Source organism: Sporosarcina sp. P25, assembly GCF_002743235.1.
GTDB lineage: Bacteria > Bacillota > Bacilli > Bacillales_A > Planococcaceae > Sporosarcina > Sporosarcina ureae_B.
On sequence record NZ_PDYV01000016.1, the window covers coordinates 18,333 to 33,756 of the forward strand.

Below are 15,424 nucleotides of genomic sequence, written 5' to 3' on the forward strand. Positions count from 1 at the left end.
TTTTGATTGCTTATGGAAAAGCGTAGTTCTATTGCTACGCCTACTTTTTAGAAATGAATGAAACTTTATTGCACGGTATACCCACCGTCTAGCACAACGGCTTGACCTGTAATACCTTTCGCGCTATCACTGGAAAGATATAACGCGAGATCCGCTATTTCTTTCACATCCAGCAAACGTTTCTGTGGAACTAGAGGATAAATAATTTCTTCCAATACCGATTTGAGAGGGACACCACGAACTTCTGCTAAGTCTTCAAATTGATTGCGCACGAGAGGCGTATCGACGTAGCCAGGGCAAATCGCATTGACAGTAATGCCGTCAGCCGCCGTTTCAAGCGCGGCTACTTTCGTCAACCCGATGACGCCGTGTTTGGAAGAGTTGTAAGCTGCTTTGCCTGCAAATCCTACGAGTCCGTTAATGGACGCCATATTCAAGATTCGACCGAATTTCTGTTTCTTCATATGCGGCAATACTAGCTTCGTCGCAATGAATGGCGCAGTGAGCATCACTTGCACGAGCAGTTCGAATCGTGCAGTAGGGAAGTCTTCGAGCTTTGCGACGTGCTGCAAACCTGCGTTGTTAATCAAAATGTCGATTCTGCCGAAGTGCGCTATGGCTTCATCGATTGCATGTTGAATATCTTGTTCTTTCGTTACGTCACATTTCAAACCGATTGCGCCGCCACCTAACGTGACAGCCGCTTCTTTTACTTTATCTTCATTCAAATCGGTCAACACGACAATGGCGCCAGCTTCTGCGAATGCTTTCGATATTTCGAATCCTATTCCTTGAGCGGCCCCTGTGATGAGCAATACTTTATCTTTTACCATATGGATTTCCTCCTTGACCTATTAAATACCGAATCCTAGTGAGAATAAAACGATTGCGATGATGACACCGATGGTCGGTACAATCACTGTAACCGCCGCCATTGCACCGTAAGCAGCACGATGCGTTTCACCAGCGATCGACTGAATTGTCGTGACAACGTAGCCATTATGTGGCAATGAATCGAGCGCACCAGATGAAATCGCCACGACGCGGTGAAGTGCTTCCGGATTGACCCCCATATCCATGTAATGTGGTGCGAATAGCGGTAGAGCAATAGCTTGCCCACCAGAAGCGGATCCAGTCATACCGGCGATAACCGATACGGCGATTGCTGCACCGATTAACGGAGAGCCAGGGATATTTGTCATCACGGCGACGGCATCTTGGAATGCGGGGACTGCTTTGGCTACGCCACCGAATCCAACGACAGCGGCTGTGTTCCCAATTGCGACCATTGCGCCGAGTGTACCCGCTGAAACCGCTGCACCATAGTTTTGTGAGTATTTTCTGCCGACGAAATAGGTGGAGATGATGCCGCCGAGTAAAGCTAGAATTAATGCAGATTGTGCTAGTTTGTCATGGAATACATAAGAAATGATCAAGACGATTGCCAATGGAATCATGGATAGGAAAGGGTTCGGCAATGCGCGCGTCGTATCGAATGTAGGATCTGATGCTCTGTCAATAAAACGTTCGCCTTTCTTGACAGCCTTTGTGATGATGCGCTTAAGCCACCAGTAGCCAAAGAAAGCCATGAACAATGCGACGACGAGACTGACTTCCCAGCCGGCGTACGCATTCGTTCCAAGAAATTCAATAGGGATCCAGTTTTGGATTTCAGGTGATCCCGCGGACGTCATCGTAAACGTCACGGAGCCGAGCCCTAATGTAGCAGGTATGAAACGTCTCGGTAGATTCGCTTGCTTGAAAAGCGAGATAGCCATCGGATACACAGAGAACGCAACGACGAACAAACTCACGCCGCCATATGTTAGAATCGCACAAGCCATCACAATGGCGAGTACCGCGAACTTCATGCCGAGCTTTTCTACGAACCATTTCGCAACAGCATCTGCCGCTCCGCTGTCTTCCATTACTTTACCGAAAATAGCCCCGAGTAGGAACATTAAATACCACGACATGATGAAACTTGTAAATCCTGTCATATAGCTAGTGACGAAGTTTTCTTCTCCTTCGCCAGCCAGTTGAGGGAATAATGCCATGCCACTCATTAATGCGACAAATAAAGCCGAAACCGGTCCAGCGATTAATATGTTCATGCCTCTCATCGTTAAAATAATAAGTAAAGCTAAACCGCCAATCAGTCCAACCATCCCTAATATACCCATCCGTATCCCTCCGTTTTTTTAAAAAGTTTGTCTGAATTGTTACAAGTGAAGCGCTTTCATGTATTTAAACAGAAAACAAAAAAACATGCAAACCGCTACATAGCAACGTTTACATGTTTATGGCTGAAAATAATTCCGGATTTCAGGAATTCTGGTAGTGAAATAATAGGAGACTAGTCCGGAATATCGGAATGAATTCCACTTTATCGGAAAGTAGGTCCTATCTCATATTTTTTTAATTTCTCATATAACGTACTTTTACTTAAACCGAGTATAACGGCGGCTTCTTTTTTATTCGGAAATTGTGCTAACGTATCAAGAAGAATGGTTCGTTCCACTTCTTCTAGTGATTCGGCAAGTGTTCGTGAGCTAGGGGAATAGTTCATCTTGCGCTGTTTAACTTGTGGCGGCAAGGCATCCGGTGTAATCGTATCACCGCTTGTTAAATAAACCGCCGCCTGAATGACATGTTGAAGTTCACGTATATTGCCTGGCCATCGGTACGCGTTCAAGTAGTCCAATGTCTCTTTCGAAAACTCCAAGCTTCTTTTTCCTGTCTGACGAATGGTCTTATGGAATATGAAACTGATAATCTCAGAGAAATCTTCCATTCGTTCACGCAGTGGTGGCACATTTAGCGTAATCGCTTGGATACGGTAATAGAGATCGGTTCGGAATTGATTCATTTCAATGAGTTCAGTTAATGGTTGGCTAGAAGAAGCGATAATCCGGACATTTACCGGTTCTGCCTGATGCGAATTCAATGATTCGACTACGCCGTCATTCAATAATCGAAGAAGCTTCACTTGAACAGGTAAGGGCAGGCTACCGATATCATCTATAAACAAAGTGCCACCGTCAGCTAGTTGAATTCTGCTTTTTCGATCACTCGTACTTCCTTGACCAAACAATTCGGTTTCCAATAAATCAGGTGGTATTGCCGCACAGTTCACTGTAATTAACGGCTCATCTGAGCGATTCGATAATTGGTGGATACTATGAGCGAACAAGGTTTTCCCAGTTCCGCTTTCACCTTGGATAAGCACAGGCAAATCACTCGGAGCGATCATATGAATAGTCTCTTTAATGGAAAGAATACTGGCTGAAGAGCCTTTTATATCCGTCATTTGATAGGAGTTAGGCACTTGCGCCACTTCCCCCATATGAATTTTCTCTAACGTCTGTTTTACATGAGAGCTTAGATGATGCCAGTCGTGTAGATCTCGGAACACTACGCTGCCGAATGCGCCGACCACTTCACCATCCACTCTAATTGGTATTCGATTCGCCAGCATATACGTTCCTTTAATATAATGAGGAGAGGCAATATGTTCTTCTCCAGATTTCACCACTTCGTGCATGCGGGTGTTTTCAATCACTTCATTCACAGGACGGCCTATAGTATCGCGTTGTTCAATGTGAAGAAATTTACAATAGTCTTGATTCATATAGATAATTTTGGCATCTTGGTCCACTACAACGAACCATTGAAACGCATTTTCCAATATTTGATTTAGCACATATTCGGGGAGATTAGTAATTAAGCGATTCAAAAAATACACCGTCCTATCCTATTTTATTTTCCATCAACATTATAGGCAATACTTCTAGAGAGCCATCATTTAAATACATAATATGGCAAATGATACAGCGATTCAACAATAAATTCAGAATACTGGAAATTAATATAGACGAAATCCATATAGTACTATATACTTGTCTATAAGACAGGTACTTTATGCGCAAATAGCTATGTAAACGCTTACTATATTTACAAATGAATGAATGCAGGTCGATAATTAAAGCTATATTTATTGGCCTGTTTTTTAGTGCGTTAATGTATATGTCTGAAAGGAGGTGAGAATTGAATGCGTCACGTAGTGGATAAAGAAAATCCCCGAGTGCTTCATGTCGTGGGAGACAGACTCGAGGATTTAATAGCTGGTGTATACCAACATATCGCTAGTATACCCCTTTATCCTACTAATCGAAAGGAGTTTCTACAAAAAGGGGGATAATGGGGCATGGATGAAGAAACAAAGTCAGTGATTTCACCGGGGACGAGTATGGTATTTCCGTATTATGATGACGTGGGAAAGTTATGTGCGGTGTTACTGAAAGACGGTGATTTTGTACGAGTGGACAAAAGTCCAACTGAAGTAGTGGACTTGAGCATGCAGTTTTACGGGACTAGTTTGCGCGGCGGGATCGATGGGGGCAAGGCGTTAATGGGGAGAATCCATATGACACCTGTGATGGTGAATGAGCGATTGGATATATATTTATTTCCAAGTAATTCACCTTCGAGTACTGAATGCGTGTGGTTTTCATTGTCACAAATCTTGACATTCTTACCGTTCGATAAAGGCCATACAAAAGTGATATTCCGTGATGGCAATGTTTTCACTGTGAACTGTAGTTATTCGGTGTTCCAGAAAAGATACCAGCGAACGTGTATGTTAAAGAATGGATTGACAGCAAGGTTCACGCAGATGGCGCTCGGTGATAGGAAAGAGTATAAGACGTATTTGATCCGAAAGAATCACAAGCGTGGCAATTATGAGATTACGGATGAGTAAATAGATGTATACATAGCGTTCCTCTTTGGAGGAGCGCTTTTTCTGTCGAATGGATTGTGAAATGTTCACTGTTTTGATAGTTGGGTGGTATAATCAATGTACTAATGAATCGTTTGGTTGGGAACTCTGTTCATGAGCGGTCAGGGGGGAAGAGTATGTTGTTTGATTTCTTTAAGCCGAAGTGTGAATATTGTAAGAAGCGGACGTCTGTTTATCAGGGGTATTATTTGCCGAATGATAAGAAGATTAAAGTTTGTTCGTCTTGCGCGCGTTTTGCGCAACGTCGTGGGTTTCGCAAGTGGAAGGGTTGACGTAACGTGAAGCGCTGCCTTTCATTTACGTCCAACTGGAATCGTCAGCTAATATAATAAAATGTATAGAGACAAAAGCAAGAGCTACCCAAATGGGCAGCTCTTGCTTTTGTTTATATTTCTAAATTACGTTTGGTCGTTAGTTGGTCTTTTAATTTCATTAGTAGTTTTTCCCGACGTTTTTTAATTCCTGAAACCGAAATACCGAAGTGGGTGGCGCATTCAGCTTGGGTTTTGTTTTCTACATATAGATTGATTAGCAGTTCGCGTTCATTAGTCTGGAGTGCGGTGATGATTTCGTGTAATTCGTTGTTAGGGTCTTCGGTGAAGTTGTTTTGTGTTAGGTGTTCTAAGGTTTCGCTTTCGACTGATGTGTTGACTTCGCTGAATCGACTTTCTTTTTTTAAGTCGTCGAGCATCGCACCGTAGATGGAACGATAGGCGAACGGCGTGAAATTTCCTTTGGTTTCATCAAAGCGTGTCCATGCATGAAATAGGGCGATGCGTCCGGTTTGACGGAAGTTGTCAAAATCACGATAGATGTTTAGTTTTCTGATGACGGCTGAGATCATCGGTTCGTATTGTTCCATTACGTGTTCAAAGTTTTCATTCTGTCTGCTTTCCATAAATGTGACCTCTTCAGGTCGTGCACGACACTTTGTATTCCCTGGGTATTTATATAATAGAAAGTTTTAAAAGGGATATCGAATCGTCATAAAGTAGTTTTGGTTGGGGAGAAGCGTATGCTTTTGGGGGTGGAAAGGAAGTGGTTTTATTGGATGAAGTTGGTGGGGGTGGTTGTTTTTTTGTTAGTGGATGGGGTGTTTGATAGAGCGGTTATGCGTTGGGTGTGAGCGGATTTGGTGTTTGATAGAGCGCTCGTGGGTTGAGTATGAGCGGATTTGGTGTTTGATAGAGCGCTCGTGGGTTGGGTATGATCGGATACGGTGTTTGATAGAGCGCTCGCGGGTTGAGTATGAGCGGATACGGTGTTTGATAGAGCGCTCGCGCGTTGAGTATGATCGGAAATCGTGTTTGATAGAGCGCTCGCGCGTTGAGTATGATCGGATATGTTTGATAGAGCGCTCGCGCACTGGGTATGATCGGATACCAAGTTCAATAGAGCGCCCCCGCACAAAGTATGATCGGATACCAAGTTCAATAGAGCGCTCACGCACTAACTATGATCGGATATGTTTGATAGAGCGGTCACGCACTGGGTATGATCGGATACGGTGTTTAATAGAGCGCTCGCGGGTTTAGTATGATCGGATACGGTGTTTAATAGAGCGCTCGCGGGTTTAGTATGATCGGATACGGTGTTTGATAGAGCGCGCACGCACTGAGTATGATCGGATATGTTTGATAGAGCGCTTACGCACTGAGTATGATCGGATACCAAGTTCAATAGAGCGCTCACGCACTGAGTATGATCGGAAATCGTGTTTAATAGAGCGTTCGCGCATTGGGTATGATCGGATAGCATGTCCAATAGAGCGCGCACGCACTGAGTATGATCGGATATGTTTGATAGAGCGCTCACGCACTGAGTATGATCGGATACCAAGTTCAATAGAGCGCTCACGCACTAACTATGATCGGACACCAAGCCCAATAAAGCGCGCACAAAAAAGAGAAGATCCCCGTGACGGGGATCTTCTCTAAAACCTGTTACATTTTAAATTGTGCAATGACTTCTGATAGCTTCTCGCTCAGTTCAGTCAATGTTTCGGCAGCTTCTGTTACCGATTGGATGGCGCGAAGTTGTTCTTCTGAGGATGCGCTGACTTCTTCGCAAGCCGCTGCAGTTTCTTGTGATGTGGCGGACATGGTTTCAACCGTTAAGGACACGTCATCCTTATGCGTAGCGATTAATTGAATTTCATCGGATACCAGATGGATGGATTCTTGCATCGTATCCATGAGTGAAGATAGTTCTTCAAACGTATTTTCTGTATCTTCGACGACTACGCCTTGGTCGCGGAATGTGTGGATCGTTTGTTGCATTTGTTCCGATACGATATGTGATCCTTTTTGTAATTCTTCAATTGTAACTTTGACATCGTCTGTGGCACGTGCGGATTGTTCAGCCAGTGTGCGTACTTCTTCTGCCACGACGGCGAATCCTTTGCCGTGCTCTCCCGCTCTTGCCGCTTCAATGCTTGCGTTTAGTGCCAAGAGGTTGGTTTGTTTTGAAATGTTCATGATCGTTTCCATGACACTACCGATTGCTTGTACCTTAATTGCGAGTGAATCAATGTCGGTGGACATCTCTTCTAGCGTTTTACCTGTAGTTGTAAAGGAAGTCTTCAGTGCATGCATTTGTTGCTGACCATTGGTATTTTGAATACCGGTTTGAGTAGCAATATCCAGCATCACTTGCGATTTTTCTCGAATTTCATTGATTTCCTGGCTGAGAAGGTCGATGCGTTCTGTCACAATTTCTGCATCTTCTGCAGATTTCGCGGCACCTTGTGCAATTTCTCCGACAGCCATTGCGACTTCATTGCTTGCTGCACTCGTTTCTTCTGATACGGCACTTAAGCTTTCGGAATTCGATCGGACATTGTCTGCTGATGTATGGACGACTGTGATGATTTCGTTCATATTTTGCACCATATGATTGAAGTCACGACTCAGTACACCAATTTCATCGGCACTCTGGTTATCTGAACGTACTGTCAGATCTCCGTCAGACACTTTGGCCATCAACTCTTTGACTGTATCGAGTGGCTTTAACATACGGCTGATGGTAATGAATAGACCGACGGATGTGAGAATCAACGTCACAAGTGCAATGATTAACATGGAGTTGCGTAATGAACGCGCGATAGCGCCAAGATCGCTTTCTTCATAAACTGCGCCAATTTTCCAGTTTAAGTCGGGAATCGTCGTATAGATATTGCGCTTATCAATCCCTTGATCGTCGGTATATTGGATTACACCACTATCCGCATCATACATTTTTTTGAAATGGGCTTCGTTTGTTACATCGGTTCCTGATTTGGAAGGATGAACGATCGCCAGCCCTTGATCGTCGATTAACACAGGATACCCGTTATACCCGATATCACGGCTCGCTATTTCGTCTGTCAGAGCGCTCAGTTCAATATCCAGTCCAAGAGCACCGATAAACGTACCATCCTTCATAATAGCTTTCGAAGCAGTGATGACAAACTGATTGGTTGTATCATCTAAATACGGTTCCGTCCATTGCACTTCGTCTGGATTTTCTTGTGCTAATCTATACCAGTTTCTCGTCGTCGGATTATAACCCGTCAAATCACCATCCGGTTTTAAGACTGTAAATTTAGATGGCAATGAATAATAGATGGCATCTGCACTTGTATACATGGGCAAGAAATTATCGAGATGTTCCTCTAGTTCCTTAACAGATACTTCTTTACCGTTTTCTCCGGTAAATTTAGTTATTTGATCGGTCGTTGCCAACAATGCCAATCCTTTTTCATACTTGTCCAAAAAGTGATAAATTCCAAAACTCATTTCATTGATGATGGCATCACTCGAATCAATGGCGTTGGCTATCGATTGTTTCTTCGCTTGTTCATTCGTCATTAAGGTCATTAATGCGATGCCTAGAATGAATAAAATCATAGCAGTTAAGATGATTTTTGTTTTAATTGACCGTAACACGGGGTGTTCAACTCCTCCTAAGATGTGTGATGCTATATTGTACCTAATTTCATATCGGCTAAATTTCCTATATGTTCATCGTTTTATAAAGAAAAGTGAAGAAACCTGTCGAAAAATCGACAGGTTTCTTCTTCACGTCTTATAGGCAAGCGGCGCCTACAATAATCAGTAAGATAAATAGTACAACAATCAATGCGAATCCGTTACCCGAAGAACCGCATGAGCCGTACGATCCACCAGTATCACAACCAGATCCTCCGTAACCGCCACCACCGTGTCCATATCCACCGAATCCAAACATGTCTCCACCTCCATTTTTTTAAGTAATTAGCAACCGTAACCCATAAATCCTGCACCGACAATGATCAATAAGATAAACAGAACAACGATCATTGAAAAGCCGAAGCCGCCTTCATAACCGCCGCCGTATCCAGATCCTTTAACTGATTCTCCCATAATGATTTCACCTCCAAATGTGGAACTACCCTTATTCTATGCAGAGATTCTCAGAGTGCCTTGGCTTTTATAAAAAAATCCGCCAATCCTTCAAAAAGGAAAGGCGGATCTTGTTAGATTTTGAATCGTTCCACGGCAGTACTAAGATCTTCACTCAACTGCGTCAAGGCTTCGGCCGCTTCGGCAACAGAGCCGATTGCGTGGAGTTGTTCATCAGAAGAAGCGCTCACTTCTTCACAAGCAGCTGCCGATTCTTCTGTTGTAGATAGTAAAATTTGAATTTGCGTAGATACATCGTTTTTATGGGTATCCATTTCTTGAAGAGCAGTAGTGACTTGATGAATGCGAGATTGCATATCGCCAATGAAACTGGAAATACTCTCGAAAATTCCTTCCGTATCTTGTACGACTGTGCTTTGGCGTTCGAACGTATTCCGCGTATTGTCCATTTGCTCGATGACATGCTGCGTGCCGTTTTGTAGTTCATGAATGGTAGAACGTACTTGTTCAGCAGATCTCGCGGATTGTTCCGCTAATTGACGGACTTCGTTTGCTACTACTGCAAAGCCTTTACCGTGTTCACCGGCCCTCGCTGCTTCAATACTGGCATTTAACGCGAGTAAATTCGTTTGGGAAGAGATCGATGTGATGGCGTCAATGACGGAACTGATCGCTTTCACTTTATCTTCTAATGAGCCAATCATGCCGCCCATTTGATGCAAGTCTTGATTCCAGTTATTGAAAGAAGAGTTTAAAATACTCATTTGCGCGCGACCTTTTGCGTTGAATGTGACAGCTTCTGTTGCCAAGCTCGCCATTTCGCTGGCTGTATCATTGGCTTCTTGAATTTGCTGATTCAATAACTCCGCACGAGTCGTCACGGTTTCCGCATTTTCCGCAGACTCGACAACGCCTCTAGTGATTTCTGCCAAAGCGCTTGCGATTTCTTCACTTGTCGCATTCGTTTCTTCAGATACTGCACTCAAGTTTTGGGAACTCGCCAGTACATTCGATGCGGAATGCGTAACGGTTGTGATTAAACTGTTCATTTGGTCCAGCATCTTATCAAAACCTGCAGCCAGTTCTCCAATTTCATCTGTGGAATGGAAGTTCGCCCTAACCGTTAAATCACCGTCCGCTACTTGTTGCACGGTTTCTTGTAAACGGAAAATCGGCTTCAGTAGTCGACTGATGAAAATGAATAGAATGATGGCCAGTAACGTCAATGTCACGACAGCCGCAATGATCATGACGCTTCGTAAACCCGTTGCGAGAGATTGCATATTTTTCTGATCATAGATGACACCGAGTTTCCAGTCGAAGTTCGGAATCGTCGTGAACATATCTACTTTTTTGACGCCTTCTTGCTCAAATGTATGGTGGCCAGCTGGCTCTTTGTACATGTCAGCTACATAATCACGATCCATAACATTCTCTCCGACGAGTGAAGGGTGGGCGATAGCCGTACCTTCTGAATCGAGAATGAATGCATAACCGCCGTGGGGGATAGTTGTCGCCGAGATACCTTCGGACATGGTGGATAATTGAATATCAATTCCCGCCACACCAACAAGTTTATCGCCATTCATCACGGCTTTTGAAGCACTAATGACAAAATTACCCGTCGCTTCGTCAATATACGGTTTGGTCCAATGTACTTGTTCCGTTTCTGCTACCGCCTGTTGATACCATTCACGTTCAGTCGGATCAAACTCTGTCAAATCCACGTAAGGACGAATCATCGTTTCTTTGGTCGCAAAGCTAAGATATGTACTAGATACGTCTGGATATGTATCCAATGTGTGAGTGAGTGCTTTCACGACTTCTGCTCCGCCTGTTGTGGCGGTTGCATTCGTATAATCAGATGAATCGGTCAGCAACTCTAACCCTTTACTGTATTGCCGCAAATCCGCTTCAATGGACGCACTTATTTCAGTTAGTAGCGTGCTACTCGATTCTGTCAGGTTTTTCTCTGTGCGTTCTTTCACTAACCAGCTACTAATTCCTGTCATGGTCAAGACTCCGCCAGCAACTATGACGAGGACAAGAAGAATCATTTTCGTTTTGATGGAATGAAACATGGATGTATGCTCCTTTACTCTTATGGATTGTCCTTATCATACATTACTTTCGACTGTTCTAATAGTCTGATTTTCATAACGTTGAAAATATTTATTCATATAAGAAAGAAGTAGCAAAAAATTTAATCCGTCATCAACAACTAAAAAATAAATCCGCTATGAATCTATAGAAGAAAAACTGGCGTTACACTCAACATCGCGTATTTCAATCCGATACTATATGTAATGATTGTTCATTGAAGACGGGGGTATCAGTATGATTAACCGAATTGATGAAAGCCCCGCAACCCAACCAGTGCAAACATCATATGAGAGTGAGTACGCTGAAAACAGAAGAGGAAGTTCGTGAAATACCGCTCAAAAAATTACTCAATATACACGTAGCAAGGAAAGACTTTATTGGATTATTAATCGATCATAAAATATAACGAAAAAGGTGTGAGGCACGATGAGAATCGGCGGATTGGCATCGGGAATCGATACAGAATCAATCATCAGAGATATGATGAAAGCGCATCGGATTCCTCTTGATAAAATTACACAAAAGAAACAATACACACAATGGCAACTGGACGATTACCGTTCCATGAACCGGGACTTGAGAAAATCAAGTGATAAGCTATTTGACACGGTCATGAAGCAAAGTACGTATATGAAGAAAAACGTCAGCGTGTCTGATGATAAAGCGGTTAGTATTACAGCGAAAGGTTCTACTTCTGACTTTTCGGGGACGATTGAAGTGAAACAATTGGCTACGCAGGCTACTCTTCAAGGGGGGGTACTTTCTGATAGTGTTACTAAAGAAAATCTAAGCGATGACCAAATAAAAACAAAAACATTAACAGAGTTAGGGATTATTCCTGATGGTGCTGAACAAACTTTGCAGATAAAATCTCCCGACGGAAAAGTAACAGATCTTACAATTGAAGCTTCAGACACTATTGATTCAATATTAAAAAATATTAACGAAAAATCAGGGGTCAGTGCATTTTACGATTCAGCGTCTGGAAAAATTGCGCTGAGCGCTAAGAATAGTGGAGATGGGATAATAGAATTATCAGGCACTATGGTAGATAAATTAAAGTTAAATGTGGTTGAAGGTGTTAATGGAAAAGATGATCCGAAATTAACAAAAGGTGATGACGCAGAGTTTACGTTTAATGGTCTAGAAACAACACGATCTTCTAACACATTTACTATAAATGGATTTGAAGTGTCACTTAAACAGACGACGACTTCGCCTGTTACATTCAATTCAACAACCGATACAGATAAAATCTTTGATTCAGTAGTAGAATTCGTCAATGATTATAACGAAATGATTGAAAAACTAAATAGTAAAATTAAAGAAAAACAATTCAAGTCCTTCCATCCATTATCAGCTGAAGAAAAAGCGGATATGAAGGAAAAAGAAATTGAGCTATGGGAAGAAAAGGCTATGAGTGGTACTTTAAAAGGTGATCCAGCACTTTCTTCAATGCTAAATAATTTACGCTCAATCATGACTACAACTGTAAATACTACTGATAAAGATGGTAAGAGTGTTGACAAAGATGGAAACCCAATTAAAATCAGTCTGAAAGATTTAGGTATCGAAACTTCTAAAAACTATCTGGATAACGGTAAACTAACTATTAATGAAGATAAATTACGTACCAAAATTTCAGAAAATCCAAACGCAGTCTATGATTTAATCGGTAAAAACAATACTGATCCTAAAAAGGGCGGAATTGCACAACAATACCGACATGAACTACAAGAAGCTCAAAAAAAGATTACCGTCAAAGCGGGTAGTTCAACAGCGGTAAACGATAGTTTTGCTCTTGGTCGCTCCCTCAAAAACATGGACAAACAAATCGAGCGTTTTGAAACGAAGCTTCAAATGATGGAAAGCCGCTACTACAAGCAGTTTAACGCGATGGAGCAAGCAATTCAGCGTGCCAATTCCCAGTCGGCTGCGTTAATGAGTGCACTTGGCGGCGGCATGTAATGCAACTTAGCTAGAAAAGGAGAATGACGAACATGGCTACTAACAACCCTTATGCAGCATATCAAACAAATACGGTGACGACTTCAACGCCTGGTGAGCTAACTTTAATGCTTTATAACGGATGCCTTAAATTTATTCAGCAAGGGAAGATGGAGCTGGCTAAAGGTAATTTAGAGCAAAAAAATATTGCGATTCAAAAAGCACAAGCAATCGTGACTGAATTGATGTTGACATTGGATACATCCTATGACGTATCCAAAAACATGCTTGTTCTGTACGAATTCGTTAATAGTCGATTGATCGATGGTAATATCCAAAATGATCCAGCAATGTTTGAAGAAGCGGCAGGAATTATTACAGAGTTCCGCGATACGTGGAAACAAGTAATCCAGATCAATCGTTCGAAACAATACTCGAACGTGAGTGAAATATGATCCGACCTGCCATGACGATGTGGCGTGACCGTTCTCTTAAATTGATTGCGCTAGTAAAGATAACAGATGAAGAAAAGCGTGATGAAGTCATCGAGCAAATAGACAAGATACTGAATGAACGTGATCTGTTACAGACACAAATCGTTCAGCCTTTCACCGCAGAAGAAGAGGAGTTTGGTAAGGAATTGATTCGTTTAGAGAAAGATGTACAGACTAGTCTGGAACGCTTCACACATACCATTCGAACAAATATTTCAGAAGCCCAAGCCAAAAAAGAAAACATGAATAGCTATGTAAATCCATATGGTAAGATGTCTCAAGACGGTGCTTATTTCGATTCGAAGCACTGATGACCGGAAGAGAGGAATCTCTTTCGGTTTTTTTACATATAGGTATTCAACAGAAAGGAATAATCCTATGCGTTATAATCGCCATGACTACTTTCGTTACTCGTTCAATCCCTACATACCGGCCACATTTCGGATTCAATTAAATAATGAAGAGAAAAGCCTTTCCAATGAAGGACACTGTGAAATTTTGGATATCAGCACAGGCGGAGTGAAGTTCGTGACGCATCTCGATTTGCCTGTTCGTTCAGAAATTCTTGCATTGCAATTGGAATTTACAATATATAAGCAACCCATTGAAATTTTAGGTAATGTGGCTTGGAAAAAAGAAACTGAATATGGCTTTGAGTATGGATTCGAGTTTGGGGAAGAGCAGAAAATGGATGCGCTGATCACCGAGGAATTAAAACATCATGCCCGTAAAGCGAAAGAAACAGAGTAAAACCCACATGAATCAGAAGTTTCTTTACAATTCCGCATATTTCTTACGTTTTAGAAAGGATATTAAGGGTACTATGAAGAAGTAAGGTAGTGAGGGTTTAAACAAAGGAGGAGTTCATATGTTAGACTTCAATATTCGCGGTGAAAACGTCGAGGTAACTCCGGCGATCAGAGAGTACGTTGAAAAGAAAGTTGAGAAACTGGAGCGTTACTTTTCAGAAGGTGTAAACGCTACAGCTAATGTTAACTTGAAAGTGTATAGTGATAAGCAAACAAAAGTGGAAATTACGATTCCAATGAAGAATTTGACACTTCGCGCAGAGGAGCGTCACAACGATATGTATGCAGCTGTGGATTTAATCGTCGACAAGCTAGAACGTCAAATTCGTAAATATAAAACGCGTGTTAATCGTAAGTCACGTGAGCGTGAAGGTGTAGCGGCTTTCTTCCAGTCGGTTGATAGCAATAATACCGAAGTGCTTGAGGACGATGCGGAGTTCGACGTAGTACGTACAAAGCAGTTCGATTTGAAGCCTATGGATCAAGAAGAAGCGATTCTTCAGATGAACATGCTAGGCCACAGTTTCTTCATCTTCACAGATGCAGATTCTGACGGCACGCACATTGTCTACAAGCGTAAAGACGGCAAATATGGTCTAATTGAAACTAACTAATACGCAACGAGACAAGTCCAGCTTATGCTGGGCTTGTTTTTTATTCTAAATAAAAAATATATACTTTAAGCTAGGCAGGTTAATTGGTGAGTATGAGGGGATTGAAGCTCCAGCTGGCGGACGCTTTCTGGAGGGCGCGGCCCGAGCCAAGTGAACAGCGAAGGGTTCGCTTTGCCGTATTTCTGTGTACTTTGCAGAAATTAAGGCACCTGTCCAGGGTCTCGAACTCGCGCTGATCCTCCCAGAGTCGCCGCCAGCTTCCGCTTCCATCCTA

General features: G+C 42.5%; 13 protein-coding genes and 1 pseudogene. 6 read left to right on the plus strand and 8 right to left on the minus strand.

Annotated elements, in window-relative coordinates:
* Positions 1-65: 65 nt before the first annotated feature.
* The 3 genes from CSV70_RS12715 to CSV70_RS12725 form a co-directional block, all read right to left on the minus strand.
* On the minus strand, positions 66-833 hold the full coding sequence (locus CSV70_RS12715) for a 3-hydroxybutyrate dehydrogenase (RefSeq protein ID WP_099629348.1): 768 nt from the start codon (positions 831-833) through the stop codon (positions 66-68).
* A 21-nt stretch (positions 834-854) separates the two neighbouring features.
* Positions 855-2,177: a GntP family permease gene (locus tag CSV70_RS12720; RefSeq protein WP_233191812.1), complete on the minus strand. Its 1,323-nt coding sequence runs from the start codon at positions 2,175-2,177 to the stop codon at positions 855-857.
* A 209-nt stretch (positions 2,178-2,386) separates the two neighbouring features.
* A complete protein-coding gene (locus CSV70_RS12725; RefSeq protein ID WP_099629347.1) occupies positions 2,387-3,736 on the minus strand; it encodes a sigma-54 interaction domain-containing protein in 1,350 nt (449 codons plus the stop codon).
* A gap of 471 nt (positions 3,737-4,207) precedes the next feature.
* On the opposite strand from CSV70_RS12725, the gene CSV70_RS12730 reads away from it, so the two are divergent.
* Positions 4,208-4,762, plus strand: coding sequence for a competence protein ComK (locus tag CSV70_RS12730; RefSeq protein WP_085133009.1), 555 nt, complete (start codon positions 4,208-4,210; stop codon positions 4,760-4,762).
* Positions 4,763-5,186: 424 nt separating this feature from the next.
* Here CSV70_RS12730 and CSV70_RS12735 read toward each other — a convergent pair whose 3' ends face one another.
* The 5 genes and pseudogenes from CSV70_RS12735 to CSV70_RS12755 form a co-directional block, all read right to left on the minus strand.
* Positions 5,187-5,699, minus strand: coding sequence for a sigma-70 family RNA polymerase sigma factor (locus tag CSV70_RS12735; RefSeq protein WP_099629346.1), 513 nt, complete (start codon positions 5,697-5,699; stop codon positions 5,187-5,189).
* Between the two features lie 1,045 nt (positions 5,700-6,744).
* The gene (locus CSV70_RS12740) at positions 6,745-8,727 is read right to left on the minus strand and encodes a methyl-accepting chemotaxis protein (protein WP_099661164.1); all 1,983 of its coding nucleotides are present in this window, start codon (positions 8,725-8,727) and stop codon (positions 6,745-6,747) included.
* Positions 8,728-8,866: 139 nt separating this feature from the next.
* Positions 8,867-8,944: pseudogene (locus tag CSV70_RS16945) on the minus strand (YjcZ family sporulation protein); the annotation flags it as partial.
* Between the two features lie 110 nt (positions 8,945-9,054).
* Positions 9,055-9,183 carry a YjcZ family sporulation protein gene (locus tag CSV70_RS12750; RefSeq protein ID WP_085133013.1) on the minus strand — a complete coding sequence of 43 codons (129 nt, stop codon included), beginning with the start codon at positions 9,181-9,183 and terminating at the stop codon, positions 9,055-9,057.
* 113 nt (positions 9,184-9,296) lie between these two features.
* Entirely contained in the window at positions 9,297-11,264 is a 1,968-nt protein-coding gene (locus CSV70_RS12755; RefSeq protein WP_099661165.1) for a methyl-accepting chemotaxis protein, read from the minus strand.
* Positions 11,265-11,712: 448 nt separating this feature from the next.
* Between CSV70_RS12755 and CSV70_RS12760 the strand changes: the two genes are divergently transcribed.
* The 5 genes from CSV70_RS12760 to hpf all read left to right on the plus strand — a co-directional run bounded on the left by CSV70_RS12760 (position 11,713) and on the right by hpf (position 15,150).
* The gene (locus CSV70_RS12760) at positions 11,713-13,254 is read left to right on the plus strand and encodes a flagellar hook-associated protein 2 (RefSeq protein ID WP_099661166.1); all 1,542 of its coding nucleotides are present in this window, start codon (positions 11,713-11,715) and stop codon (positions 13,252-13,254) included.
* Between the two features lie 32 nt (positions 13,255-13,286).
* A complete protein-coding gene (gene fliS, locus CSV70_RS12765) occupies positions 13,287-13,688 on the plus strand; it encodes a flagellar export chaperone FliS (protein WP_085133016.1) in 402 nt (133 codons plus the stop codon).
* Positions 13,685-14,038, plus strand: coding sequence for a flagellar protein FliT (gene fliT, locus CSV70_RS12770; RefSeq protein ID WP_085133017.1), 354 nt, complete (start codon positions 13,685-13,687; stop codon positions 14,036-14,038). The genes fliS and fliT overlap by 4 nt, the downstream gene beginning before the upstream one ends.
* Before the next feature lie 67 nt (positions 14,039-14,105).
* On the plus strand, positions 14,106-14,477 hold the full coding sequence (locus tag CSV70_RS12775) for a PilZ domain-containing protein (protein WP_158232428.1): 372 nt from the start codon (positions 14,106-14,108) through the stop codon (positions 14,475-14,477).
* Positions 14,478-14,595: 118 nt separating this feature from the next.
* Positions 14,596-15,150 (plus strand): ribosome hibernation-promoting factor, HPF/YfiA family, encoded by a 555-nt coding sequence (gene hpf, locus CSV70_RS12780; protein WP_099627955.1) that lies wholly within the window; start codon positions 14,596-14,598, stop codon positions 15,148-15,150.
* The last annotated feature ends 274 nt before the right edge of the window (positions 15,151-15,424 follow it).

Bases quoted from the DNA above. Each gene is read 5' to 3' on its own strand.
- CSV70_RS12715 (WP_099629348.1), bottom strand. From the start codon at position 833: ATGGTAAAAGATAAAGTATTGCTCATCACAGGGGCCGCTCAAGGAATA.
- CSV70_RS12730 (WP_085133009.1), top strand. From the start codon at position 4,208: ATGGATGAAGAAACAAAGTCAGTGATTTCACCGGGGACGAGTATGGTA.
- CSV70_RS12735 (WP_099629346.1), bottom strand. From the start codon at position 5,699: ATGGAAAGCAGACAGAATGAAAACTTTGAACACGTAATGGAACAATAC.
- CSV70_RS12750 (WP_085133013.1), bottom strand. From the start codon at position 9,183: ATGGGAGAATCAGTTAAAGGATCTGGATACGGCGGCGGTTATGAAGGC.
- CSV70_RS12755 (WP_099661165.1), bottom strand. From the start codon at position 11,264: ATGTTTCATTCCATCAAAACGAAAATGATTCTTCTTGTCCTCGTCATA.
- CSV70_RS12760 (WP_099661166.1), top strand. From the start codon at position 11,713: ATGAGAATCGGCGGATTGGCATCGGGAATCGATACAGAATCAATCATC.
- fliS (WP_085133016.1), top strand. From the start codon at position 13,287: ATGGCTACTAACAACCCTTATGCAGCATATCAAACAAATACGGTGACG.
- fliT (WP_085133017.1), top strand. From the start codon at position 13,685: ATGATCCGACCTGCCATGACGATGTGGCGTGACCGTTCTCTTAAATTG.
- CSV70_RS12775 (WP_158232428.1), top strand. From the start codon at position 14,106: ATGCGTTATAATCGCCATGACTACTTTCGTTACTCGTTCAATCCCTAC.
- hpf (WP_099627955.1), top strand. From the start codon at position 14,596: ATGTTAGACTTCAATATTCGCGGTGAAAACGTCGAGGTAACTCCGGCG.